21 protein-coding genes are annotated in these 21900 nt (G+C 60.1%); all 21 read right to left on the bottom strand.

The genetic code is table 11. The features are described 5' to 3' along the window. Positions 1 to 88: 88 nt before the first annotated feature. The 21 genes from atpC to ACQQ92_RS06770 all read right to left on the bottom strand — a co-directional run bounded on the left by atpC (position 89) and on the right by ACQQ92_RS06770 (position 21831). On the bottom strand, positions 89 to 481 hold the full coding sequence (gene atpC / locus ACQQ92_RS06870; protein WP_154518384.1) for an ATP synthase F1 subunit epsilon: 393 nt from the start codon (positions 479 to 481) through the stop codon (positions 89 to 91). Positions 482 to 484: 3 nt separating this feature from the next. Then, the gene (gene atpD / locus ACQQ92_RS06865) at positions 485 to 1939 is read right to left on the bottom strand and encodes a F0F1 ATP synthase subunit beta (RefSeq protein WP_055286334.1); all 1455 of its coding nucleotides are present in this window, start codon (positions 1937 to 1939) and stop codon (positions 485 to 487) included. After that, a complete protein-coding gene (gene atpG / locus ACQQ92_RS06860) occupies positions 1939 to 2847 on the bottom strand; it encodes an ATP synthase F1 subunit gamma (protein WP_427747818.1) in 909 nt (302 codons plus the stop codon). Before atpG ends, atpD begins: the two co-directional genes overlap by 1 nt. Before the next feature lie 5 nt (positions 2848 to 2852). After that, positions 2853 to 4451, bottom strand: coding sequence for a F0F1 ATP synthase subunit alpha (atpA, locus tag ACQQ92_RS06855; protein ID WP_427796113.1), 1599 nt, complete (start codon positions 4449 to 4451; stop codon positions 2853 to 2855). Next, a complete protein-coding gene (locus tag ACQQ92_RS06850; RefSeq protein ID WP_154518375.1) occupies positions 4451 to 4927 on the bottom strand; it encodes a F0F1 ATP synthase subunit delta in 477 nt (158 codons plus the stop codon). The genes atpA and ACQQ92_RS06850 overlap by 1 nt, the downstream gene beginning before the upstream one ends. Then, entirely contained in the window at positions 4917 to 5519 is a 603-nt protein-coding gene (gene atpF, locus ACQQ92_RS06845; RefSeq protein ID WP_117716380.1) for a F0F1 ATP synthase subunit B, read from the bottom strand. The genes ACQQ92_RS06850 and atpF overlap by 11 nt, the downstream gene beginning before the upstream one ends. Positions 5520 to 5534: 15 nt before the next feature. Further along, positions 5535 to 5729: an ATP synthase subunit C gene (locus ACQQ92_RS06840; protein WP_022094262.1), complete on the bottom strand. Its 195-nt coding sequence runs from the start codon at positions 5727 to 5729 to the stop codon at positions 5535 to 5537. 124 nt (positions 5730 to 5853) lie between these two features. After that, entirely contained in the window at positions 5854 to 6657 is an 804-nt protein-coding gene (gene atpB / locus ACQQ92_RS06835) for a F0F1 ATP synthase subunit A (protein ID WP_022094263.1), read from the bottom strand. A 3-nt stretch (positions 6658 to 6660) separates the two neighbouring features. Next, positions 6661 to 6972 carry a hypothetical protein gene (locus tag ACQQ92_RS06830; protein WP_055286330.1) on the bottom strand — a complete coding sequence of 104 codons (312 nt, stop codon included), beginning with the start codon at positions 6970 to 6972 and terminating at the stop codon, positions 6661 to 6663. A 281-nt stretch (positions 6973 to 7253) separates the two neighbouring features. Continuing rightward, a complete protein-coding gene (gene upp / locus ACQQ92_RS06825; protein ID WP_427796112.1) occupies positions 7254 to 7901 on the bottom strand; it encodes a uracil phosphoribosyltransferase in 648 nt (215 codons plus the stop codon). A 123-nt stretch (positions 7902 to 8024) separates the two neighbouring features. Beyond that, positions 8025 to 9566, bottom strand: coding sequence for a glycerol kinase GlpK (gene glpK, locus ACQQ92_RS06820; RefSeq protein ID WP_427796111.1), 1542 nt, complete (start codon positions 9564 to 9566; stop codon positions 8025 to 8027). Next, positions 9520 to 10323: an L-threonylcarbamoyladenylate synthase gene (locus ACQQ92_RS06815; protein WP_427747817.1), complete on the bottom strand. Its 804-nt coding sequence runs from the start codon at positions 10321 to 10323 to the stop codon at positions 9520 to 9522. The genes glpK and ACQQ92_RS06815 overlap by 47 nt, the downstream gene beginning before the upstream one ends. Positions 10324 to 10532: 209 nt before the next feature. Further along, positions 10533 to 11783, bottom strand: coding sequence for a N5-glutamine methyltransferase family protein (locus tag ACQQ92_RS06810; RefSeq protein WP_427747816.1), 1251 nt, complete (start codon positions 11781 to 11783; stop codon positions 10533 to 10535). A 632-nt stretch (positions 11784 to 12415) separates the two neighbouring features. Next, positions 12416 to 13483, bottom strand: coding sequence for a peptide chain release factor 1 (gene prfA, locus ACQQ92_RS06805; RefSeq protein ID WP_154518366.1), 1068 nt, complete (start codon positions 13481 to 13483; stop codon positions 12416 to 12418). A gap of 299 nt (positions 13484 to 13782) precedes the next feature. Then, entirely contained in the window at positions 13783 to 15210 is a 1428-nt protein-coding gene (locus ACQQ92_RS06800) for a M20/M25/M40 family metallo-hydrolase (RefSeq protein WP_427794050.1), read from the bottom strand. Positions 15211 to 15282: 72 nt separating this feature from the next. Further along, positions 15283 to 16068: an amino acid ABC transporter ATP-binding protein gene (locus ACQQ92_RS06795; protein ID WP_427794051.1), complete on the bottom strand. Its 786-nt coding sequence runs from the start codon at positions 16066 to 16068 to the stop codon at positions 15283 to 15285. A 22-nt stretch (positions 16069 to 16090) separates the two neighbouring features. Continuing rightward, positions 16091 to 17239 (bottom strand): amino acid ABC transporter permease, encoded by a 1149-nt coding sequence (locus ACQQ92_RS06790; RefSeq protein ID WP_427727726.1) that lies wholly within the window; start codon positions 17237 to 17239, stop codon positions 16091 to 16093. A gap of 9 nt (positions 17240 to 17248) precedes the next feature. Beyond that, positions 17249 to 18175: a transporter substrate-binding domain-containing protein gene (locus tag ACQQ92_RS06785; RefSeq protein ID WP_427727724.1), complete on the bottom strand. Its 927-nt coding sequence runs from the start codon at positions 18173 to 18175 to the stop codon at positions 17249 to 17251. Between the two features lie 339 nt (positions 18176 to 18514). Then, positions 18515 to 19408 carry an aldose 1-epimerase family protein gene (locus tag ACQQ92_RS06780; protein ID WP_427727722.1) on the bottom strand — a complete coding sequence of 298 codons (894 nt, stop codon included), beginning with the start codon at positions 19406 to 19408 and terminating at the stop codon, positions 18515 to 18517. A gap of 114 nt (positions 19409 to 19522) precedes the next feature. After that, the gene (locus ACQQ92_RS06775; RefSeq protein WP_427794054.1) at positions 19523 to 20389 is read right to left on the bottom strand and encodes a hypothetical protein; all 867 of its coding nucleotides are present in this window, start codon (positions 20387 to 20389) and stop codon (positions 19523 to 19525) included. 125 nt (positions 20390 to 20514) lie between these two features. Next, entirely contained in the window at positions 20515 to 21831 is a 1317-nt protein-coding gene (locus ACQQ92_RS06770) for an ATP-binding protein (protein ID WP_427719709.1), read from the bottom strand. Positions 21832 to 21900: the final 69 nt, after the last annotated feature.

Here is a 21900-nt window from a genome sequence, read left to right as displayed (position 1 = left end):
GGTCTACCCTTTCAAAAAGCATGCCCGGGATGGCTGGGCCATCCCGGGCATGATGTGTTCGCAAATGGTCGAACGCCAAATCGTTTGACTATTGGGCAAGCATGAGCTTACACCATGCGATTTCATTATAGAGGTAGGCGCGGCGTGCATCATCCTCCGACAAATTACCCAGCTTCTCTTCAAAACCTTGAATATCAGCTTTAAGCTTGTCGGCATCGACGGTCGCCAAATCGCAAGCGCGCTCGGCGAGAACGGTCACGACATCGTCCGCAACCTGGGCATAGCCGCCGGCCACGGCAAACGTGTGGTCGACAGTGCCCATGGCCTTATCGGAGACGCGAACGTAACCGCGGTCGATCGTGCAGATCTCGCTGGAGTGAGCAGGCAGAACGCCAAACTCGCCATCCGTGGACGGAATCGACACAAACGCAGCGTCGCCCTCATAGGCGCAGCTCACGGGGCACACGATGCGGATACGCATAACCTACTTCTCCCCCATCTTGCGGGCACGCTCGCGCACGTCCTCAATCGTGGAAGCATAGCGGAAAGCCTGCTCGGGCAGGTCATCGGCCTTGCCGTCGACAATCTCGGCGAAGGAGCGGACGGTATCCTCGACGCGAACGTAGACACCGGGGTTGCCGGTGAACTTCTCGGCGACGTGGAAGGACTGCGAGAGGAACTGCTGAATCTTACGAGCGCGGTTGACCGTAAGGCGCTGCTCCTCGGACAGCTCGTCCATACCCAGAATGGCGATGATGTCCTGAAGGTCGGAGTACTCCTGCAGGAGCTCCTGGACCTTAACGGCGACACGGTAGTGCTCCTCGCCGACGATCGAGGGATCGAGGGCGTCGGAGGAAGACGCGAGCGGGTCGATGGCCGGGAACAGGCCGAGCGACGAAATGCTACGCGAAAGAACCGTAGTGGCATCGAGGTGCGTAAACGTCGTGGCGGGAGCCGGGTCGGTCAGGTCGTCTGCGGGGACGTAGACAGCCTGAACGGAAGTGATGGAGCCCGTCTTGGTCGAGGTGATGCGCTCCTGAAGGTCGCCCATCTCGGTAGCCAGCGTGGGCTGGTAGCCAACGGCGGACGGCATACGACCCAGAAGGGCGGAAACCTCGGAACCGGCTTGGGAGAAGCGGAAGATGTTATCGATGAACAGCAGAACGTCCTGACCACGATCGCGGAAGTACTCGGCGGTGGTAAGGCCGGCCAGACCGATGCGCAGACGCGCTCCAGGCGGCTCGTTCATCTGACCATAGACCAAGCAGGTCTTGTCGATAACGCCCGACTCGCTCATCTCGAGATAAAGGTCGGTACCCTCACGGGTACGCTCGCCGACGCCGGTAAACACCGAGGTGCCACCGTGCTCCTGAGCGAGGTTGTTGATGAGCTCCTGAATCAGAACGGTCTTGCCGACGCCGGCGCCACCGAACAGACCAGTTTTGCCGCCACGGATGTAGGGCTCGAGCAGGTCGACGGCCTTAATGCCGGTCTCGAAAATCTCGGTCTTGGTAGTAAGCTCGTCAAAGCGGGGCGCTGCATGGTGGATGGGGTAGAACTCCTCCACCTCGGGCATGGGCTTGCCGTCGACGGGCTTGCCCATGACGTTCCAGATGCGACCGAGTGTCTTGGGGCCAACGGGCATCTTCATGGGCTCACCGGTATCGGTGGCGATGAGGCCGCGCTGCAGGCCGTCGGTCGAGGACATGGCGACCGTGCGGACGACGCCGCCCGGAAGCTGGCTCTCGACCTCGAGGATCGTGCTCAGGTGACCGATCGGGGTCTCGGCCTCGACCGTGAGCGCGTTGTAGATCGGGGGCACCGCGCCGTCAAACTTGACGTCGACGACAGGACCGATAATACGCACGATGCGACCATCACCGGCAGTCGTCTTCTTGGTGGCTTCCTCGACCGCAAGCTTTACGGTGTTATTAGCCATTACTGTTCCTCCAATGCTGAGGCTCCGCCGACGATCTCGTTAATCTCGGTCGTGATCGAAGCCTGACGCACGCGACTATACGTGCGGGTAAGGGTCGAGATGATCGCGGTGGCGTTTTCCGTCGCGGAGTGCATCGCCTTGCGGCGTGCACCCTGCTCGGCGGCAGCCGAATCGATCAAGGCCTGGTAGATGACCGTCAGGATATACGACGGTACAAGCTTGCCGAGAACATGCTCGGGAGAGGGCACGAACTCGAATGTGGACGAGATACGCTTAGGGGCGTCGGCCTCGTTCTTACGCGGACCGTGGGCCATAGCGATCATCTCGGGATCGAGCGGCAGCAAGTGCTCGACGCGAAGCTCCTGATCCACGCGGTTCTTGGCGTGGTGGTAGACAAGCTCGACACGGTCAAGCTCACCGGCACGATACGCATCGCAGATATGAGAGGAGATCATGCGGGCCTGATTGAAATCGGGCTCAGAGGAGTTGCCCTCAAAGTGCATGATGACGTTTGCGCGGTCACGGAAATACGTGGCCGGTTTGCGCCCACACGCGATGATCTCGCACTCGATGCCGTCGTTCGCCCAAGAAGCGGCGAGCTTTTCGGCCGTGCGCTCCACCGTCGTATTGAAACCGCCGGCAAGGCCGCGGTCCGAGGCGATAACGACAATCAGGCCATGCTTGACGCTCTCATGCTTCTGCAGCATGGGATCGGTGCCCGAGCAGGAGGCGTCGCCGGCGACCGTCAACATGACGTCGGTCAGCGCCTCCTTATAGGGTTCGGCCTGCTTGGAGCGATCGAGGGCACGACGGATCTTGGCCGTAGAGACCATCTCCATCGTGCGCGTGATCTGCTTGGTCGTGGTAACCGAGGAGATTCGCTTCTTAATGTCGCGAAGGTTGGCCATAGGGCTTAGTTCTCCTCTGATCCAGTCGTATCGGCATGGTGTTTGGCCATGAACTGCTGCTTAAAGTCGCCGATGACGCGCAGGAGCTCAGCCTTGGTGTCATCGTCGATCTTCTTGGCGCGAACCTTGTCGAGCAGCGAACCAAAGCCGTTGTCCAGGTACTCGATAAGCTCGGCACGGAAAGGCAGCACGTCGGCAATCTCCAGGTCATCCAGGAAACCCTCGTTGCCAGCGAACAACGCAACGATCTGTTCGGAAACCTCGAACGGCTTGTAGCGCGACTGCTTAAGGAGCTCAGTCATGCGAGCGCCGTGGGTAAGCTGCTTTTGCGTGGCCTCGTCGAGGTCGGAACCAAACTGGGTAAAGCCAGCGAGCTCCTGGTACGAAGCGAGGTCCAGACGGAGGTTGCCGGCGACCTGCTTCATAGCCTTGGTCTGTGCGTCACCACCGACGCGGGACACGGAGATGCCCACGTCGACTGCCGGGCGCTGGCCCTGGAAGAAGAGCTCGGACTGCAGGTAGATCTGACCATCGGTAATGGAAATAACGTTGGTCGGAATGTAGGCCGAGACGTCGCCGTCCTGGGTCTCGATGATCGGCAGAGCCGTCATGGAGCCGTAACCGTTCTTCTTGGACATCTTGACGGCACGCTCGAGCAGACGAGAGTGCAGGTAGAAGATGTCGCCAGGATAGGCCTCGCGTCCGGGCGGACGATGCAGCGTCAGCGACATCTGACGGTAGGCCACAGCCTGCTTGGACAGGTCGTCGTAGATGACAAGCACATGGCCGCCGGGGTTGGTCTCGCTGGCGGGCTTGCCGTCCTCGCCGTTGTACATGAAGAACTCGCCGATAGCGGCACCGGCCATAGGCGCGATGTACTGCATAGGGGCGGAATCGGCAGCGGTGGCCGAAACGATGATGGTGTAGTCGAGTGCACCGTGCTGAGCGAGGGTCTCGCGGATGTTGGCAACCGTGGAAGCCTTCTGGCCGATAGCGACGTAGATGCAGACCATGCCCTTGCCACGCTGGTTGAGGATAGCGTCGATGGCAATGGCGGTCTTACCGGTCTTACGGTCGCCGATGATAAGCTCGCGCTGGCCGCGGCCGATAGGCACCATGGAGTCGATAGCCAACAGGCCAGTCTGAACCGGCTCGCATACCGGGGTACGGTCGATGACACCGGGGGCCTTGAACTCGATAGGACGACGGTGCGTGGCGACAATGTCACCCAAACCGTCGATGGGCTGGCCGAGCGGATTGACGACGCGGCCGAGCATGGCACGGCTCACGGGGATATCCATAATGCGGCCAGTGGTGCGGCACTCGTCGCCTTCCTTGATGGAGTCGACGGCACCAAACAGAACGGCGCCGACCTCGTCACGGTCAAGGTTCTGGGCAAGGCCGAAGACGGTCTCACCGGTATCGGAGCTCTTGAACTCCAGAAGCTCGCCTGCCATGGCGCTCTTGAGGCCGGAGACGCGCGCAATGCCGTCGCCTACCTCGTCGACCGTTGAAACCTCATGCGTATCGACCGTCGCGGAGAGGTTCGTGAGCTGCTCCTGCAGTTTCTTGGCGATATCCTGGGCATTGAGGGTTTCGGACATTAGGCTTCACCTCCGTACGAATTAGCAGAGTTTGCGAGGGTCTCCTGCGCGATGCGCAGCTGCGTCTTGACGGAAATGTCACGACGCTCGCCGCGGGCCTCGAGCACCAGGCCGCCCACGATAGACGGATCGACCTGCTCGATAAGGAATACCTTGCGGCCGAAGTCCTGCTCGCATTTCTTAGTGATGGTTTGACGCAGCTCGTCGTCGAGCGGGATCGCCGTGGTGACGGTCACGCCCACTACATCCTCGTCTTCCTCGGCAACATGCTTAAAGGCAGCTGCCACCTTGGGAAGAAGGTCGAGCTGGTCGCGCTTGGACATGGTGTCGAGCACGGCGATGATCTCGGGGCTGGCGGAAGCCAGGCGCTCGATCATCTCGAGGTCCTCGAACACATGGTTCTCGGCCTTGGCGGCTTCCATGAGGGAGCGCGCGTAGGTCTCGAGCACCTTGTCCTGATAGCGGCTAGTCGGCATTCAGGCTACCTGCTTCCTGGATGTAGCGCTCGATGAGCTTCTTCTGCTCGGTCTCGTCCTCGAGCGCCTCGCCCACGATCTTGGTGGCGACGGCAACGGACAGGTCGGCGATGGAGCTCGCGGCACCGGCGTAGATGGACTTGCGCTCGTCCTCGACGGTCGTATGGGCCTTGGCGATGATCTCCTCGGCCTCCTTGTGAGCAGCCTCGATGATACGGGCGCGCTCGGACTCGGCGTCCTTACGGGCCTCGAGAACAATGTCGGCAGCCTGACGACGGGCGTCGGTGACGATCGAGTCGGACTCAGCGCGCTTGGCGATAGCCTCCTGCTTGGTCTTCTCGGCCTCGTCGAGGCTTTCCTCGATCTTCTTGCCGCGCTCCTCCATGGTCTTCATGATGCCCGGTAGGGCGACCTTGGCCAGCACGATCCAGATGATCAGGAAGGCGATAAGCGCCGGGATGAACTCCGCCATCTTAGGGATGAGGATGTCCGCACCGGCAGCGCCGTCCTCGGCGAACGCGGAAACCGGCATGAGCAGCGCGGCCGCGGACGCGGAGAGTGCGATCGCGCTCTTCTGGGATGAAAGATTCATACTTGACGCTCCGTGCTATTTAACGATCAGCGCGACAACGAAGCCGATCAGAGCCAGAGCCTCGCCGAAGGCGGAGCCCATGATGAAGACGGTGAACACGCGGCCCTGGACCTCAGGCTGACGGGCCATAGCACCCGTAGCACCCAGAGCAGACAGGCCGATAGCAAGACCAGCGCCGATAACACCGAGACCGTAACCGATAACTCCCACGATTCCTCCTTTGTCGTGCGTGTCTTATTTCACGCAGGATAACCTTTTTATAACTGCCGGGCTCCATGGGTACGGGCACCGGCGGTTTAACGAATTGCCTTACCTTTAAGGCGCGAACGGAAGACTACTCCTCCTCCGCGACCTCCTCTGCCTCGGAGACATACACGGCGGTAAGGACCGTGAAGACGTAAGCCTGGATGGCGCCGACCACAAGCTCGATCGCATAGATCAGGATGAGGATGGCAAGCCAGGCCAGCGAAGGCAGGGCGCCGACGGCGTGGGCCGCGGAAACCTGCTGAAGCAGCGGCTGCATGAACATGCTCGCCATGATGGCGAACGAGCCCATGACCACGTGTCCTGCGAACATGTTGCAGAACAGACGGACGGCGAGCGTGATGAGGCGCAGGAAGGTCGAGAAAAGCTCGACGACCCACACAAGCACGTTCATCGGGAAGCTCACGCCCTGCGGGGCGAGGCTCTTGATGTAGCCGATCACGCCGTGAGCCTTGCATCCGTAGTAGATGAAGTACACGAAGGCGAAGATGGCGAGCGCGGCGGTGGAGCCGATTGCGCCGGTGCCGGGCTTCATTCCCGGGATCAGGCCGATCATGTTGTTGATCAGGATGAACAGGAAAAGCGAGCACAGGAACGGGAAGTGCTTCTTCCAGTTCTCACCCACGACGCCCTTGCCGATATCGTTCTCGACGTACTCGATGATGTACTCGAAACCGTTGACGAAGAAGCCCTTGGGAACCAGGGTCTGCTTCTTCTTGAACACGGCCAGGACGATCAGGAGCACGATCGTGGAGACGATCAGCCAAAACGAGTACTGCGTGATGCCGCAGCTCAGATCGCCCACGACGGGGGTGGAGCTGAACTCGCTGACCAGATGATTAATCTCATCAGGCAGCTTTTCAAAAATTTCCACGACTTACCTTTCGACCTCATGAGGATCTCGCAGCGCCTTGGCGACACGAACCGTGCAGGCGGCCATAAAGGCCACGAAGCCGATCGCCTCGCCCAGGAGGAACATGCGAAATGCCTCTCCGAACAACACAAACACAACCAAGGTAAAGACAAGCAGGGCGATTGCCGAGACCGCCAGACTCACCATACCCTTGAGCATGTCCGCATTCTGTTTATCGTCAAGAACCGGCTTGAGCGTAAAAACAAAGGGAAGAAAGGCGACCGCGCCCGCGATGGCGCCTGCAACGATAGCGAGCAGATCGGCTATCTGAAACACTGGCGTCCTCACTTTCTATTTTAACGCTTCACAGAACAGTTCCCGCCAAACATTGGTGACTATTGTACGAGCCAATCGCTAAAGTACAACCGAAAAAGCATCGGTTAATACGCACCTGTTCGTTTTCTTAAGACCTTCTTTATGCCGCAGGTACGGTAATACGTTTTTCTCGAACCCTGCAGGGCAAAACGTCCGTTAACAGGAGTGCGCGCGGTCGACTTTTGTTCGTCCGCGCGCACCGTTTCTTCGTATTTGCAGCCGCGGCCGTCTTAGCCCAGCGACTAGAGCGTGCCGTAGATGCGGTCGCCGGCGTCGCCGAGGCCGGGAACGATGTAGGCAGCCTCGTTGAGATGGTCGTCGATGGCGCAGGTATAGATATGCACATCTGGGTCTTTCTCGGTCAGCGACTTGAGGCCCTCGGGGGCCGCGACGATGCACAGCATGCGGATGTCCTTGACACCGCGCTCGCGCAGGTAGCTAATGGCCATCTCGGCCGAACCGCCCGTGGCGAGCATGGGGTCGACAACCAGGCAGATGCGCTGGTCGATATCCTTGGGCATCTTGCAGTAATACTCATGCGGTTCGTGGGTAACCTCGTCGCGCTCCATACCGATGTGTCCCACGCGAGCGGAGGGCACCAGGTCGAGGATGCCGCCGACCATGCCAAGGCCCGCACGCAGGATGGGCACGATGGCGAGTTTCTTGCCGGCGAGCTGTTTGAACGTGGCGGTAGTGATGGGGGTCTCGACCTCGACGTCTTCCATAGGCAGGTCGCGCATGGCCTCGTAGCCGTCAAAAAGCGCGAGTTCGCGCACGAGCTGGCGGAACTGATTGGTGCCGGTGTTTTTGTCGCGCAGGATCGACAGCTTGTGCTGGACGAGCGGATGATCGACAAGCGTCACACGGGACGCATCGTAGGTAACGGTCATGAGTTGATTGCCCCTTTCGTTGCGGCCGTAAAACGACCTTGCTGGCATGGCGCGCAGCGATGTTGCCGCCGCGCGCCATACACAAGTTTAGCGGTTTGCTGTATCGAGTGGCCCGTCGCAGCCCTACTGTGCGGTACTGAGCGAGCGCTTGACCGCATCGCGCCAGCCCGCAAGGTTTTGCTCGCGGCGCTCGGCGGACATGTGAGGAAGGAAGGTCCTAACGATCTGGGCATTTTGCTCCAGCTCTTCCAGGTCTTCCCAATAGCCGACGGCAAGGCCCGCCAAGTACGCGGCGCCGATTGCCGTGGTCTCCACCGTCTCGCATTGCAGCACGGGGATATCCAGCAGGTCGGCCTGGAATTGCATGATGAACTCGTTGCGCGACGCGCCGCCATCGACAGACAGGCGTTCGATCGAAAGCCCCACGTCCTGCTCCATGGCGCGCAGCACGTCGTAGCTCTGATATGCCATGGATTCGCAGGCGGCACGTACGATGGTCGCACGGCTCGAGGCGCCGGTCAGACCGCACACGATACCGCGGGCACGCGGGTCCCACCAGGGGGCGCCCAAACCCGCAAAGGCGGGAACGAAGTAGCAGCCCTCGTTGTCGTTAATCGAAGCGGCGAGTTGTGCAGACTCGCTCACGTTCGAGATGATGCCCATGTTGTTGCGAAGCCAGTTCATGGTGGAGCCGGCAGCAAAGATGGAACCCTCGAGCGCATAGCTGATCTTGCCGTCCGCGGCGATACCGATGGTGGAGACCAGACCGTTCTTGGATTCGACGACCTCGTCGCCGGTGTTCATGAGCATAAAGCAACCAGTACCATAGGTGTTTTTGGTCTGGCCGGGATGGAAACAGCAGTGGCCGAACAGCGACGCCTGCTGGTCGCCCGCCACGCCCATGATGGGTGGCATGTTGGTCATGATGTCGCTCGCGACGCGGCCGTAGTCGCCCGAACTCCAGCGAACCTCGGGCATCATGGAACGTGGAACGTCAAAGAGCGCCAGCAGGTCGTCGTCCCAATCGAGCGTATGGATATTAAAGAGTGCCGTGCGGCTGGCATTGGTGTAGTCGGTGGCAAACACCTGGCTGCCGGTGAGGTTGTAGATGAGCCAGGTGTCGATGGTGCCAAACATGAGGTCGCCCGCCGCCGCGCTCTCGCGTGCGCCGTCGACGTTGTCGAGAATCCACTGCACCTTGGAGGCCGAGAAATACGGGTCGAGCGTAAGCCCCGTGCGGGAGCGCACCAGCTCTTCTGCGCCCTGCTCAACCAAATTATCGATCAGAGACGCGGTGCGACGGCACTGCCATACGATGGCGTTATAGATGGGCTGGCCGCTCACGCGGTCCCAGACCACCGTGGTCTCACGCTGATTGGAGATACCGATGGCGGCGATGCGATCGGAATGAATCCCGCTCTTAAACTGAACCTCCATCATGACCGCAATCTGGCTGGCAAGGACCGCCATGGGGTCTTGCTCCACCCAACCGGGACGCGGGAAGCTGGTTTTGACGCTGCGGCGCGCTTGGGCGACGATGCAGCCGTACTCGTCGACGATGGTCGCAAGTACCGAGGTGGTGCCGCAGTCGAGCGCCATGATGTAGGAACCGCCAAAGTCAAACGAGGCATCTTCCATGCCCAGACTGCCCAGATTCAACGACATCGCTTACACCTTTCTGTTGCATCGGGTCGGACAGGACCCGCTCAATCTCTGACGCGGGAAGTGCGCCTTGGCGCAGGATCTGGAGCCCGCCGTGCTGGAACGACACGATGGTCGAAGCGTCGCGGCACGGCGTCTCGCCCGCGTCGACGGCCACGTCGACCCCTTCTAGAATGCGGTCTTCAACGTCGGCAAAGCTTGCCGGCGCGGGCGCGCCGTGTGTATTGGCGCTCGTACAGGCAAGTGGGCTGCCACAGGTGCAGATGAGCGCCTGTACCACGGGCGATGCCGACGCGCGAAGAGCCACCGTGTCGTCGGCGGCACGCATAAAGGTCGGCACGCAGGGAGCCGCCTTGACCACAATAGTCAGGGCGCCCGGCCAGCATCGTCGGGCAAGTATGCGTGCCTCTTCTGGGATATCCACGCCGTAGCGGTCGAGGGCCTCGGCATCATCGACCAGCCAGGCGACCGTTTGGGTGAGCTCACGCTGCTTGAGGGTAAAGATGCGACGGTAGCCGGTACCGAGCGCGGGCACCGCGGCGCCGTTGACGGCAGCCTGCGGATCGCGCGGCCACGGCAGAGATTCGCTTGTATCTTGGGGCACGGCGTCCGAGAAGGCGTTGACTGCCACAGCGACGCCATAGACGGTCTCGGTCGGGATCAGGGCCAGGCCGCCACGGCCGAGCACCTCGGCCGTACGCTCGACGGCGAGCCGATGCGGCTCGCGCGCTCCCTCGAATACCCGATAGACCGTCTGCATGTGTATGCCAGCCCCTTACGCTCTGGTGAAAGTTTGTTTACTGAGGGGCATTCTCGCACGAAACGTTTAACCTATTTGTCCACAGCGCATGTTGGTTTGGTGAGCGGCTATAGCAGTCGGTGAAAGTGAGGGGTAATTGAGCCGTGACAAGCCTCTTTACATTTCCGGCGCAGCGCTCCCACCGCCGCGCCGCCAATACGCTTCGTACTTTACTGACGTTGTTTGGGCTCGGTGACGATAGCTCGAACGATGCGGGGACGATCGGTGAGGTCACGGACGATGCGTACGTCCGAAAGACCCGCCTGGCGGCAGAGCTCGGCCGCGGCGTCGAGGGCGCCCTCATAGAGCTCGCAGGCAAACAGGCCGCCGGCGCGCAGCATATAGGGCGCCGCATTGAGCAGGCGGCGGAAGATATCAAGGCCATCGGCTCCGCCCTCGAGCGCCAAATCGGGCTCAAAGTCCTTGACCTCGTGCGGCAGCGAGCGCATGACGTCAGTCGGGATATAAGGCGGGTTGGAAACGAGCACGTCGAAGGTGCCCCACTCCTCGCGGGGGATAGAGCTCACCAGGTTCGTGAGGCTGAAGGCGACCTCATCGGACGTAAGCCCGAGTGCATCGCGGTTTTTGGTGGCCAGGTCGATGGCGCGCGGCTCGATATCGGTAGCGGTGCAGGCGACATGGCCGCGACGCTCCCAAGCAAGGGAGAGCGAAATGCAGCCCGTGCCGCAGCCGACCTCGAGAACGCGGGCAATGCGGGGGTCGGCAGGCACAGACGCGGCGGCATCCTGCACTAGGGCCGTCTCTTGTTCGACGCCTTCGATGGCAATGCCGTATTCGTCGAGCTCGGGCTCAGCGACTTCCACGGTCTCGGCCTCAGCTGCCTGCGCGGCGGCTTCCTCGGCCTCACGATCGGCCAGCTCCTCGGCATAAGCTCGGCTGCCCAGCACGTCTCCGCCCAACGCCGCCTCATCGGCAGCCGTGAGGTTGGCGGCACGACGCTCGGCGGTCGCGCGTTCGTCAGCCAATGCGACTTCGGCTTTACGCGCCTGCTCGACCTCGTCGTTCCATGGCAACTCTACGCGCTGGCGGGTGGCAGCCTCGGGGCTCAGAACCTCGGCATCCAGATAATTGAGGACTTCCTCGACGAGCATCTCGGTCTCGGGACGTGGAATGAGCACGCCGGGGGCGCACGCGACGTCGATCATGCGGAACTGCGTGCTGCCGGTGATGTACTGCAGCGGCTCGCCCTTGGCGCGACGGACAACCGCCGCGTGCATGGTCTCGAGCTGCGCTGCATCGAGCGTGTCGTCCATACGCATATATAAGTCGATGCGCGCTAGGCCCGTGGCTGCGCACAACAGCCACTCGGCAGAAAGCCGGGGGTGCTCTTCGCCGCGCTCGGCTAGGTACTCCTTGGTCCACTCGAGACAACGCCTGATGGTCCAGATCTCGTTTGCCATGGGTCCTCCCCCCTTAAGCGCCGGGCGGCGCGCGAATGTCGGAGCAGATTGTACGCGAGGGCGGCACGCGGCGAGAGACGATTGGAAGCGATTATCGAGAATCAGCCCAGAATTTTGCACCGGGCTCGGTCAAAGTGTTCATTCGCCGACGTCTAGATTTGCATTCGTCAAGCTTTTGGCAAGGTTGCCCCAAAACTAACCAATATCTAACCAAGAACTTGCCAAATCACTTGACGAGCGACGCACCAAAAAGGGCCCCGCGACTTCTTGGACGATATTTCGAGCAATATTTTCAATTGCTGATGAAGGCTGTTAATTACTTTGAGTAGGTAGGCAGCTTAATTTCCAACAAAGTAGATTAAATAAACTCGAAAAGTAATTTACCCAACCTAGTCATTTAAGAACGTCCCCAATGACTGCCTCTAAGGCGCCGCAGGCTGAGCATAAGTCCCCAATGACTACCCGCCGCAGGTAGAGGACGGACAGCGCGCGCCGTCCAGGGCGAATAAGTTGGCATGGAAAAAGCAAGGCATAGACCTTCTGGTCATGCCTTGCCTTTTGAATGACAAATTGTCGCCCTGGGCGGCGCGCAGCGTCGGCCGGTCCGCCGTTCGGTAGAACGGCGGAACCTACTACACGGCCTGTGCCAGCTTCTCGGCACGCTCGGCGGCGGCAAGCGCCTCGATGACGGCACCGAGTTGGTCGCCCAGAAGGACGCCGTTGTAGGTGGAGTTGAAACCGATACGGTGGTCGGTCACGCGGTCCTGGGGCTGGTTGTAAGTACGGATCTTCTCGGAACGGTTTCCGTGGCCAATCTGGCTCTGGCGCTCGGCGCCGAGCTCGGCCTGCTGCTTCTCGAGTTCCATCTCGTACAGACGGGCACGCAGCATCTGCATGCAGACCTCGCGGTTTTGAATCTGGGAACGCTGCTCCTGCGACTGCACCACGGTATTGGTGGGCAGGTGGGTAATGCGCACGGCGGAGTAGGTGGTGTTAACGCACTGACCGCCAGGACCGGAGGCACAGTAGGTATCGATGCGCAGGTCGGACTGGTTGATCTGAACGTCGATCTCCTCGGCCTCGGGAAGCACGGCGACAGTTGCCGTGGAGGTCTGGATGCGGCCCTGGGACTCGGTCTTGGGAACGCGCTGGACACGGTGCACGCCGGACTCGAACTTCATGACGGAGTAGACACGGTCGCCCTCGACCTTGAACTCGATGGACTTAAAACCGCCGGCCTCGCTGGGGCTGGAGTCGAGCACGGTGGTCTTCCAGCCACGCGACTCGCAGAAGCGTTGGTACATCTTGTACAGGTCACCGGCGAAAATGGCCGCCTCGTCGCCACCTGCGGCGGAGCGGATCTCGACGATGGTGTTCTTGTCGTCATTGGGGTCACTCGGGATGAGCATGTACTTGATGTCTTCCTCAAGCTGGGGAAGCTTGTCCTCGTTCTCGGAGATGTCCATCTGGAGCATCTCCTTCTCGTCGGCATCGGTAGTGTCACGGAGCATTTCTTTGGCAGCCTCGATGTCGTCGAGCGCGCCGATGTACTCGCGCGCAGCGGCAATGAGGTCGGACTGGTGCGCGTACTCCTTGTTGAGACGCGTGAACTCCTTGATGTCGGAGGCGACGGCCGGGTCGGAAAGCTTCTTCTCGAGCTCCTCGTAAGCCTTGATGATCTTTTCGAGCTTGTCGCGCATGGCGGAACTCCTTTATATGCGTGAAGGTGAAAATCGGCGGAATTGATGGGGCGCATGGCGCCGTTGCGGGGTAAGCCCAGCTAGAACATGTCGATTTTCAGATACATGCGCATCCCTTCGCGTATAGGGTACATAGTTGCGGTCTAACCCATATATGATAGCGTGCGCAGGCAAACCTGCATATAACCCGCACGGAATGAGTGGACGTAGTCGTTGGGGACGTTCCTTAACGACGAGTCGTTTAAGAACGTCCCCAACGACTACAACGGCTAACAAAGGGACTGTCGCTTTGTCACATTCTAGAGCGTTTGAAGCAGAGCGATGAAAAAGTGGACACCTTGGAGGTAGGCACGGCGGGTAATGCGCTCGTTGGTGCCGTGGACACCGCGATCGCACTCGTCATCGTCGACCACAAACGCCGAAAAGCGAATGCATTCAGAGCAAATACGCTGATAGTTAGCCGCATCGGTGGCACCGATCACAGTTGAGGGCACAATGCCGACAGCAGCCCCGCCCGCCGCATTCGGTACGTTTTCCTCCGCCCCCTTTTGATCACGAAAGTAGCGGGCGGCAATAGTGCGAACGGCCTCGAGCCCCGGTCCGCCAACACGTGGGGACGGCGAAGGTTCTGAGCTGCCGGGGCCAAGTTCGACCTCCACGCGCCCGGTAAGGCCCGCAGCGGCAACGGCCTCGCGGCAACGGTCAACAACATCAGCCACGCCCGTGCCCTCGAGCATGCGGAAGTTAATATTGGCCCACATATCCTGCGGCATCACGTTGGCGCCAGTGCTGCCGCCCTCAATCTGCGTGGGCGCACAGGTGGTGGTCACAAGCGGGTACAGCTTTTTGCTGGCAAGGCAGTCGCGCACGATGGCATCCTTGCTGGCAGCAATCTCGTCTGCGGTATAAAGCCCCAGCTCGACGAGCTGCGCGGCAAGCAGATCGGTCACGCGCGTCGGCCACTCGATATCGCAGATTGCGGCGATAGCGCGGCTCAATACCTCGAGCGATGTGCCGCCGTAGGGGTTGGACGAATGTCCGCCTTCGCTCTTCGTCTTGAGCACGATATCGGCATAGCCCTTCTCGGCAAGGTCGGCATGCATAAGCCAGCCCTCGCCCGCGCCGTACTCGGCAGCCGAAACAATACGGTAGTCACCCTCGTCGATCAGGTATTCAAGTTCAACGCCGCGCTCCTCGAGCACGCGGCCGATGGCCCCCGCTCCATACTGCGTGGTTTCCTCGTCCTGGCCAAAGGCGAGCAGCAGCGTCCGCTCGTGCTCCCAGCCGTGCACCAACGCATACTCAACCGCCTCGAGAATACCTGCGACCTGGTCTTTCATGTCGATAGCGCCGCGACCCCAAATGTAGGTGTCGTCCACGTGACCGCTAAAGGGGGCTTGCGTCCAGTCGGCCTCGGTGCCGGGCACCACGGGAACCACGTCCATGTGGCCCATGAGCATAACGGGCTTGAGGGCAGGGTCGGAACCGCCAAGTGTCACCAGCAGCGAGTGGTCGATGAGTTCGACCTCGCCCGCCGCGAACACATGTGGCCACGCCTGCTGCATATAGGCGCGCAGGTCATCGAACGGCTGCCAGTTCACCGCCTCGGCATCCATACTCGAAACGGTCGGAAACGACAGCACGCGCCCCAGGCGCTCGCACGCGCCAACTTCGTCCAAATCGGCAAAATCATCCTCATGCGCAAAGAAGCGCCAAACCTCGGCCATGACATCCTTTCGATTGTGATGACGAGGGCCGCCCCACCGGAACGGCCCTGCCATGCAAACATTTGCGGTTGGTTATTTGTCCTCGAGATAGCGCGAGAGGAACTCGCGGGTACGCTGGTGCTTGGGGTTGCCAAAGAGCTCCGCCGGCGCGGCGTCCTCGAGGACCACGCCCTTGTCCATAAAGACCACGCGATCGGACACGGTGCGGGCAAAGGCCATCTCGTGCGTGACGACGACCATGGTCATGCCGTCGGCAGCGAGCTTGCGCATGACCTCGAGCACCTCTCCCACGATCTCGGGGTCGAGTGCGGAGGTCGGCTCGTCGAACAGCATGATCTGCGGATTCATGCATAGGGCACGAGCGATGGCCACGCGCTGCTTTTGGCCACCGGACAGGCGACCCACGGCGGCGTGCGCGAACTTTTCGAGTCCCACACTCGTCAGATGCTCCAGAGCGACCTTTTCGGCCTCGGCCTTGGTCATCTTTTTGAGCGTGACGGGCGCAAGCGTGCAGTTATCGAGCACGTCCATGTTGTTAAACAGGTTGAAGCCCTGGAACACCATGCCGATGTCCTCACGCAGCTTGTTAATGTTGCAGCGCTCGGCCGTGAGGTCCTGGCCATGGAACCAGATATGGCCCGCGTCCGGGGTCTCGAGCAGGTTGAGGCAGCGCAGAAAGGTCGATTTGCCCGAACCCGAAGCGCCGATAATGGTAACGACCTCGCCGGGGTTAACGGACAGGTCGATGCCCTTGAGCACCTCGAGCGAGCCGAAGCTCTTGTGCAGGCCCTCGACGCGGATGAGCGGCTCATTGGTCTGTGCGGCGGCCGCAGCGCCGGTAGTGGCGGTATCTGCCATGATGATTCTCCTCGTCTTGAGCCTAGTTGGAGCTGGGCAGCGTGGCCGGGGCCTCGGCGCCGAGCTTTTTGCCAAAGGCCTCGAGCAGGCGGCTCGCCACGAGCGTCAGGATTAGGTAGACCACGAGTGCCACGCAGTAGACCTCCATCTGGCGGTAGTACACGCCGGCGACGGTGGTAGTGGCGTACATGAGGTCGAACACGCCGATGACCGAGAGCACCGACGAGTCCTTGATGTTGATGATGAGCTCGTTGGTGAGCGCCGGAATCGCGTTTTTAATGCCCTGGGGAAACACGACTTTACGCATAGCCTGCCACTGCGACAGACCCAGCGAGCGCGCCGCCTCGGCCTGACCGGGATCGATGGACTCGATGCCGCCGCGCAGGACCTCCATCATGTAGGCGGTGGAATTGAGCGAGATGGTGACGAGGCCGGCGGTAAAGGTACTCCAAATCTGGTTGGCCTGGGCGGTCTCGAAGCCCATGCCGCGCAAAACGGTGAAGCCCGCGTAATAGATGAGCAGGCCCTGGACCATCATGGGCGTACCGCGCACGATGGTGGAGTAGACGGTCGTAAAGCCGCGGCCGATGCTCTTAAAGAAGCGCACCAGGTCGTTGTCCACGCGATCGAAGGTCTGAATGCGCAAAAACACAAAGAGCAGTGCCAGGAAAAAGGCGATAACGGTACCGAAGGTCGCAAGTGCGATGGTAATCTCGATGCCGCGGATAAAGAAGTCGCCGCTCTTGTAGGTCATATAGACCAGGCTCGACAAAAAGTCACTGGGGTTGGAATCCGAGACAATGCTCACCTGCACCAAGTCGATAAACGACATGACGCAGCGATCCACGAAAAAGACCACCGCGATGGCGACCGCGACGTAGCTGCCCAAGCGTGCTCCACGACGGAAACGCTCGGATGCGAACGGCGACTTTTCGCGATAGTCGCTCCAGTGCATAAGCTTGGTGACCAGCGCCGCCGCCGACACGACGAGCCACGCCCACAGGATCGCCCAAAGGCAATCTTGGAACACGCCCGTGGGGGCCAGGAAGCTCAGCGGCGTGGGGTTGCGCTGGCTAAACGCCAGTCCGAGCGCCGCGATGACGCTCGTGCCCAGGTACACATAACGATGGTCGGCTTTGATAAAGGAGACCAGACGATTAATGGCTTTCATGCTGCCTCCCTATGCCGGCTGACGGTCGAGGCACGCGTCCCACATCTGGTCGCGCTCCTCCTGGCTGACGCCCTTGAGCGTCTTGTCGATGAGCTTAAGCAGCTTGTCCGAGCCCTTGCGGCAGCCGACGTTTGCCGCGACCTCCTGCTTAAAGCCCTCGCCCTCGGCAAAATGAATGGGGACGATACCGGGATTTTGGGCCATGTAGCCCTTTTCGTTTTCGGTGTTGTACGTCACGGCGTCGCAGGTGCCCTGCAGCAGGTTCGAGAACACCGTGGGGACGGAGTCGACCGGGTTTTTGTGAACGACGCCCGGGATCTCGTCGATGACGGTATCGAGCATGGTGTCCTTTTGGCCGAGCACCGTGGCGCCGCTGAAGTCACTGAGCTTGGTGGCGTTTTGGTAGGGGGAACCCTCTTTTACGAACAGGCCAAAGTAGCCAATAAAGTACGGGTCGGAGAAGCCGACCGACTCCTCACGCTCGGGCGTGGCGCTCATACCGGCGATGATGAGGTCGATCTGGCCGTTGTTGAGCGAATCGATAAGGCCCGAGAAGCTCTGCTTGACGGCAACGGGCTCGCCACCGAAGGCCTTGCAGACAATCTTGGCGATCTGCACGTCGTAGCCATCGGCATAGGCGCCCTGTACGTTGTCGATGGGAATGGTGTACTCACTGGCTTCGGAAACCTGCCAGTTGTACGGGGCGTAGGCCGCCTCCATGCCGATGCGAATCTTATCCTTGCCGATCACGGAATCGGACAGGTCGTCGCGACCGCCGCCCGTCGTGGGCTGAACCACCTTGAGCGTGGACGGGCGCTGACAGCCGGCGAGCGCGCCGGCAACGACGGAAGCGCTCGCGGCAAGAGCGCTACCCAAGAAGATGCGACGGCTGCACACCGGCTGTGGATGCACGTCGCGCTGATGGGGAGAATGCATAATCTGCCTTCCCTGTTGAATCGTATGCTAATGACTTAACAGGATACCGCTCAGCGTTACCTCCAGCAGATGCATATATACAGATTAACAAACTGAAAACGATTGGTAGCCGTTGGGGACGTTCTTAAACGACGGGTCAAACAAGTAGTCATCGGGGACAGTCGTTGGGGACGTCGATGATTCGGCAATGCCAGCGAGCGCCACCCAGAGCGAACAAGTTGGCATGAAAAAGGCAAGGCATAGACCTTCTGGTCATGCCTTGCCTTTTGAATGACAAATTGTCACTCTGGGTGGCGCGCAGCGTCGACCGGTCCGCCGTTCGTTAGAACGGCGGAACCTCTAGAGCAGCGTAACCTCGAAGGCGCGCTTGTCGGTGGCACCGGGAGCCAAGGTGATGGTGTTGACCTTGTGCTCGAAGACGTCGTCCTCGGTGTCCATGGTGGTATGTCCGGTCCAAGGCTCGAGCGCCACGAACGGGGCGTCGTTGGCGGCAGACCACACGCCAATGTACTTAAAGCCCTCAAAGTCAATCTTGACGCCGTGGCCCGACTTGCGACCGCGCAGCGTGAGCGTGGAGCCCGGGGTATCGGTGAACATGATGGCGTCGTTGTCGAAGCTACGGTGTGTGATGGGCAGCACGTCCGAGTTATCGGGAGCCTTGTAACTTCCCTCGAACGTCATAAGGCCATCGGGCGTGATGATGGGGGCCTCGTTAGTCCAAGCCTCGGTAAACGCCAGCTCGTAATCCTCGAACGCCTCGTCCTCGGCACCGGGAACGGGCACGTTAAATGCGGGGTGGCCGCCCACCGAAAACGGCAGGTCCACGTCGCCGGTGTTGGTGACGGCAAAGGTCTGCGTAAGAGTGGCGTCGCCAGTCAGGGCATAGGTCATGTTGAGCTTAAAGTGGAACGGGAAGGCCTTGAGCGACTCGGGCGTATCGGTGATCTCGTAGGTGACGGACGAACCGTCCTCCGACACCTCGACCAGCTTGTGCTCCACGATACGCGCGATGCCATGGCGCGCCATCTCGCAGCTGCCGGCCGCAGACGTCGCCGTGTTGTTGCGCAGCGAGCCCACAATGGGGAACAGGATGGGCGCATGCTTGCCCCAAAAAGCGGGATCGCCCTGCCATAGATACTCGTTGCCGTTGAGGGCAAGGCTCGTGAGCTGGGCGCCCATGGAATCGATGGCCGCGGTGAGGCCGCCGCGCCTGATGGTAGTGACGGTAGACATGCTACTTCCTCCAAAAGTAAACAATAGTGTCGAGGACTATTGTCCCACTCTTGGCGGCGGGACGGGACGGCAGGCGATTATTGAGTAGCCATAGCGGAAATGGGCGGCGAGCGCCTACTGGGTATCCACGTAAAGGTCAAACCCGCCCTGCGAGGTGGTGTCGACCGTATCGGGCGCCCGCGAGTTAAAGCTCGCGGGAACCATTCTTTTCGAGGCACGAAAACGCGTGCCGTCGGTGGCGACAGGTGGCTCATCGACCGTAAGTTCGTAGTCGCCGGGCTTGAGCTCGATACCGTCACCTTCGGAATTGACGTATTGGTGCTCGTCGATCGCTTGTCCCTTGAGCGTGCGGCCTACGATATGGATGAGCATCTGGCTGTCGCCGCGCGCGGTATCCCACGTCGCGCCGTCCTTGACCTCGACCGACACATGCACCGAGCGCGTACGGTTGAGCGATTGTTCGACGGAGATCTCGACCTTGGCGGCGTCTTGGCGCTGCTGCTCAACATGGCTCCAAACGCTGCCGATTGCCGAGCAGGCGATAACGCCGGCCATGAAGGCGATGAGGATGGGGCCGAGCGGAGAGCGCCGGCCCGCGCCTTCCTCGCGAGCCAGATCGGGGCGATGCGTGGGCGCAGGCGCCTGGGCGCCCTGCGCGGGCACGTCGAGAATGCTAAAGGATGCCGTGCTGTCGGGGTCGATAGTGTGACGCGGCTGCGGGGTCTTTGCCGGCGAGATGGACATGTCGGCCGGCTCACCCAGTGTGGCCGTAGCATCGGCCTTTGCCTCGTCGGCCTCAGCCTGGGCCCAGGCCTGTTCAAAGGTTAGGGGTTCGGCCGAGTCGGAAGCGGCATCCGTCTCGACGGCATCGTTGCCGCTCTCGTCCTCGTCGCTCGACACGTCATGCGGCGCGGGCTCGTCCCACTCCTCGTCCGGAACCTCGCCCTCGCTATACCACCATTCAAAGTTATCGATATCCATACGGGGCGCCCCTTAGGCCTCGCAAATAAACACTTGCTAGCCTTATACCCCCAGACGGCACGAGGGCTCGCACGGAATGCGAAAAGGACTGCTCCTTTGTCGCATCGAAACGGATCTGTTTACGTTTAGCCGCGGGTAATCTTATTTCTCAACAAGAAGTCGACTGCCCCCACGATTCTGATGCCATCGATGTCCGTTGGATGGTCGCCATCCCTGACAATCAGGATCTTCTCATACGAATCAGGAATTTTTCCTAGCGTGCTTAGCTTGAGCGGTCGCAGCTCGCGTTCCCTCGTCGCCTCGGCATCGATCCGTTCGGTAACCTGGATATATTTGCGGTCTGATCCCTCGCCGATTGCGACAAAGTCGATTTCCCCCGCGCGTAGATGGCCGCAAAACACTTCGTATCCTTCAAAGACAAGCTGGTTGTAGATAACGTTCTCGAGCATCCTTCCGCTATCGCTACCTCTATATCCGTCAAGATAGCTGCGAATTCCCGTATCAGCTATGTAATATTTACCGCCTGTCTTAAGAAGCTCCCGCCCCTTGATGTCATACCTTTTTACTTTGGTAAACAGGTACGTCTCTTCCAGAGCGTCAATATATGCCGACACCGTCGATGCGTTGGTCTTACCGCCCGCTGATTCGTTGAGCGTCCCTACGATTTTGTTGACCGAGGTTTGGTTGGAGATGTTGTCTGCCAGATACGCACAGAGCCGCTCGAGAACATCGCGCTTGGTGATAGCTCCGCGACCCCTACGCGTCACACGCGACAGGATATCGCGCGCGACGATCGTCTGGTAGAGGCTACGGATATAGTCGCGACACAGCTCACGTCTCGGCTCATCATGGGCCAGAAACGGCATGCCGCCATAGGTTATGTACTGCTCAAGCACGGTATTTGAATTAAGGCGATCGCCCGTCTTGGAAACAAGTTCGACCCTCTCACCAAGCCCTTCAGCGGCGACCGCATCAATCGAGCGAAAATCAAGATATTCGCCAAACGTGAGAGGCTGCATCTTGACCTCGACATATCGGCCCGAGATAAGAGTTGCGAGCTCGCTCGATAGCAAAAAGGCATTGGAGCCCGTGACATAGATATCGCACGGCAAATCCACTCGGAGCGAGTTGACCGCCTTTTCCCAACCTTCGACATTCTGGAGCTCGTCAAAGAACAGGTAGGGATGATCGATGCCGTCGATGCGCTCCCGAACCATACGATAAAACGTCAGATAATCCGTAATTCCCGCGTACTCTAGAGATTCCATCTTAAAGGTCAGCAAACGCTCGGCTGGCACCCCCTGTTGCGCCAGATAGTCCCTCATCATGTCCAATAACGTTGATTTGCCACAACGGCGTATGCCCGTCACGATTTTGATGAGGTCGGTATCCTGAAAAGCAATGAGTCGATCAAGATAACGGCTTCGGCGAACGATATCCATAGAGTCTCCCTAGCGCCCGACCAGACATGAAATCTTATAAACTTGCATTTTTTGCAAGTTTATAAGATG

The organism is Collinsella sp. SGI.241 (assembly GCF_050312955.1).
Lineage (GTDB): Bacteria > Actinomycetota > Coriobacteriia > Coriobacteriales > Coriobacteriaceae > Collinsella.
Note: the sequence above shows the minus strand (reverse complement) of the source record. Positions and strands in the feature narration are given on the sequence as shown.

What these genes read in the sequence shown, in the direction of transcription:
- ACQQ92_RS06770 (WP_427719709.1), bottom strand. Translation starts at nt 21,831, where the DNA reads ATGGATATCGTTCGCCGAAGCCGTTATCTTGATCGACTCATTGCTTTT.
- prfA (WP_154518366.1), bottom strand. Translation starts at nt 13,483, where the DNA reads ATGCGCGACAAGCTCGAAAAGATCATCAAGGCTTACGAGGAGCTCGAG.
- atpD (WP_055286334.1), bottom strand. Translation starts at nt 1,939, where the DNA reads ATGGCTAATAACACCGTAAAGCTTGCGGTCGAGGAAGCCACCAAGAAG.
- atpC (WP_154518384.1), bottom strand. Translation starts at nt 481, where the DNA reads ATGCGTATCCGCATCGTGTGCCCCGTGAGCTGCGCCTATGAGGGCGAC.
- atpA (WP_427796113.1), bottom strand. Translation starts at nt 4,451, where the DNA reads ATGTCCGAAACCCTCAATGCCCAGGATATCGCCAAGAAACTGCAGGAG.
- ACQQ92_RS06800 (WP_427794050.1), bottom strand. Translation starts at nt 15,210, where the DNA reads ATGGCCGAGGTTTGGCGCTTCTTTGCGCATGAGGATGATTTTGCCGAT.
- atpG (WP_427747818.1), bottom strand. Translation starts at nt 2,847, where the DNA reads ATGGCCAACCTTCGCGACATTAAGAAGCGAATCTCCTCGGTTACCACG.
- glpK (WP_427796111.1), bottom strand. Translation starts at nt 9,566, where the DNA reads ATGTCGTTGAATCTGGGCAGTCTGGGCATGGAAGATGCCTCGTTTGAC.
- ACQQ92_RS06780 (WP_427727722.1), bottom strand. Translation starts at nt 19,408, where the DNA reads ATGTCTACCGTCACTACCATCAGGCGCGGCGGCCTCACCGCGGCCATC.
- ACQQ92_RS06790 (WP_427727726.1), bottom strand. Translation starts at nt 17,239, where the DNA reads ATGAAAGCCATTAATCGTCTGGTCTCCTTTATCAAAGCCGACCATCGT.
- ACQQ92_RS06795 (WP_427794051.1), bottom strand. Translation starts at nt 16,068, where the DNA reads ATGGCAGATACCGCCACTACCGGCGCTGCGGCCGCCGCACAGACCAAT.
- upp (WP_427796112.1), bottom strand. Translation starts at nt 7,901, where the DNA reads ATGACCGTTACCTACGATGCGTCCCGTGTGACGCTTGTCGATCATCCG.
- ACQQ92_RS06775 (WP_427794054.1), bottom strand. Translation starts at nt 20,389, where the DNA reads ATGGATATCGATAACTTTGAATGGTGGTATAGCGAGGGCGAGGTTCCG.
- ACQQ92_RS06785 (WP_427727724.1), bottom strand. Translation starts at nt 18,175, where the DNA reads ATGCATTCTCCCCATCAGCGCGACGTGCATCCACAGCCGGTGTGCAGC.
- ACQQ92_RS06810 (WP_427747816.1), bottom strand. Translation starts at nt 11,783, where the DNA reads ATGGCAAACGAGATCTGGACCATCAGGCGTTGTCTCGAGTGGACCAAG.
- ACQQ92_RS06850 (WP_154518375.1), bottom strand. Translation starts at nt 4,927, where the DNA reads ATGCCGACTAGCCGCTATCAGGACAAGGTGCTCGAGACCTACGCGCGC.
- ACQQ92_RS06815 (WP_427747817.1), bottom strand. Translation starts at nt 10,323, where the DNA reads ATGCAGACGGTCTATCGGGTATTCGAGGGAGCGCGCGAGCCGCATCGG.
- atpF (WP_117716380.1), bottom strand. Translation starts at nt 5,519, where the DNA reads ATGAATCTTTCATCCCAGAAGAGCGCGATCGCACTCTCCGCGTCCGCG.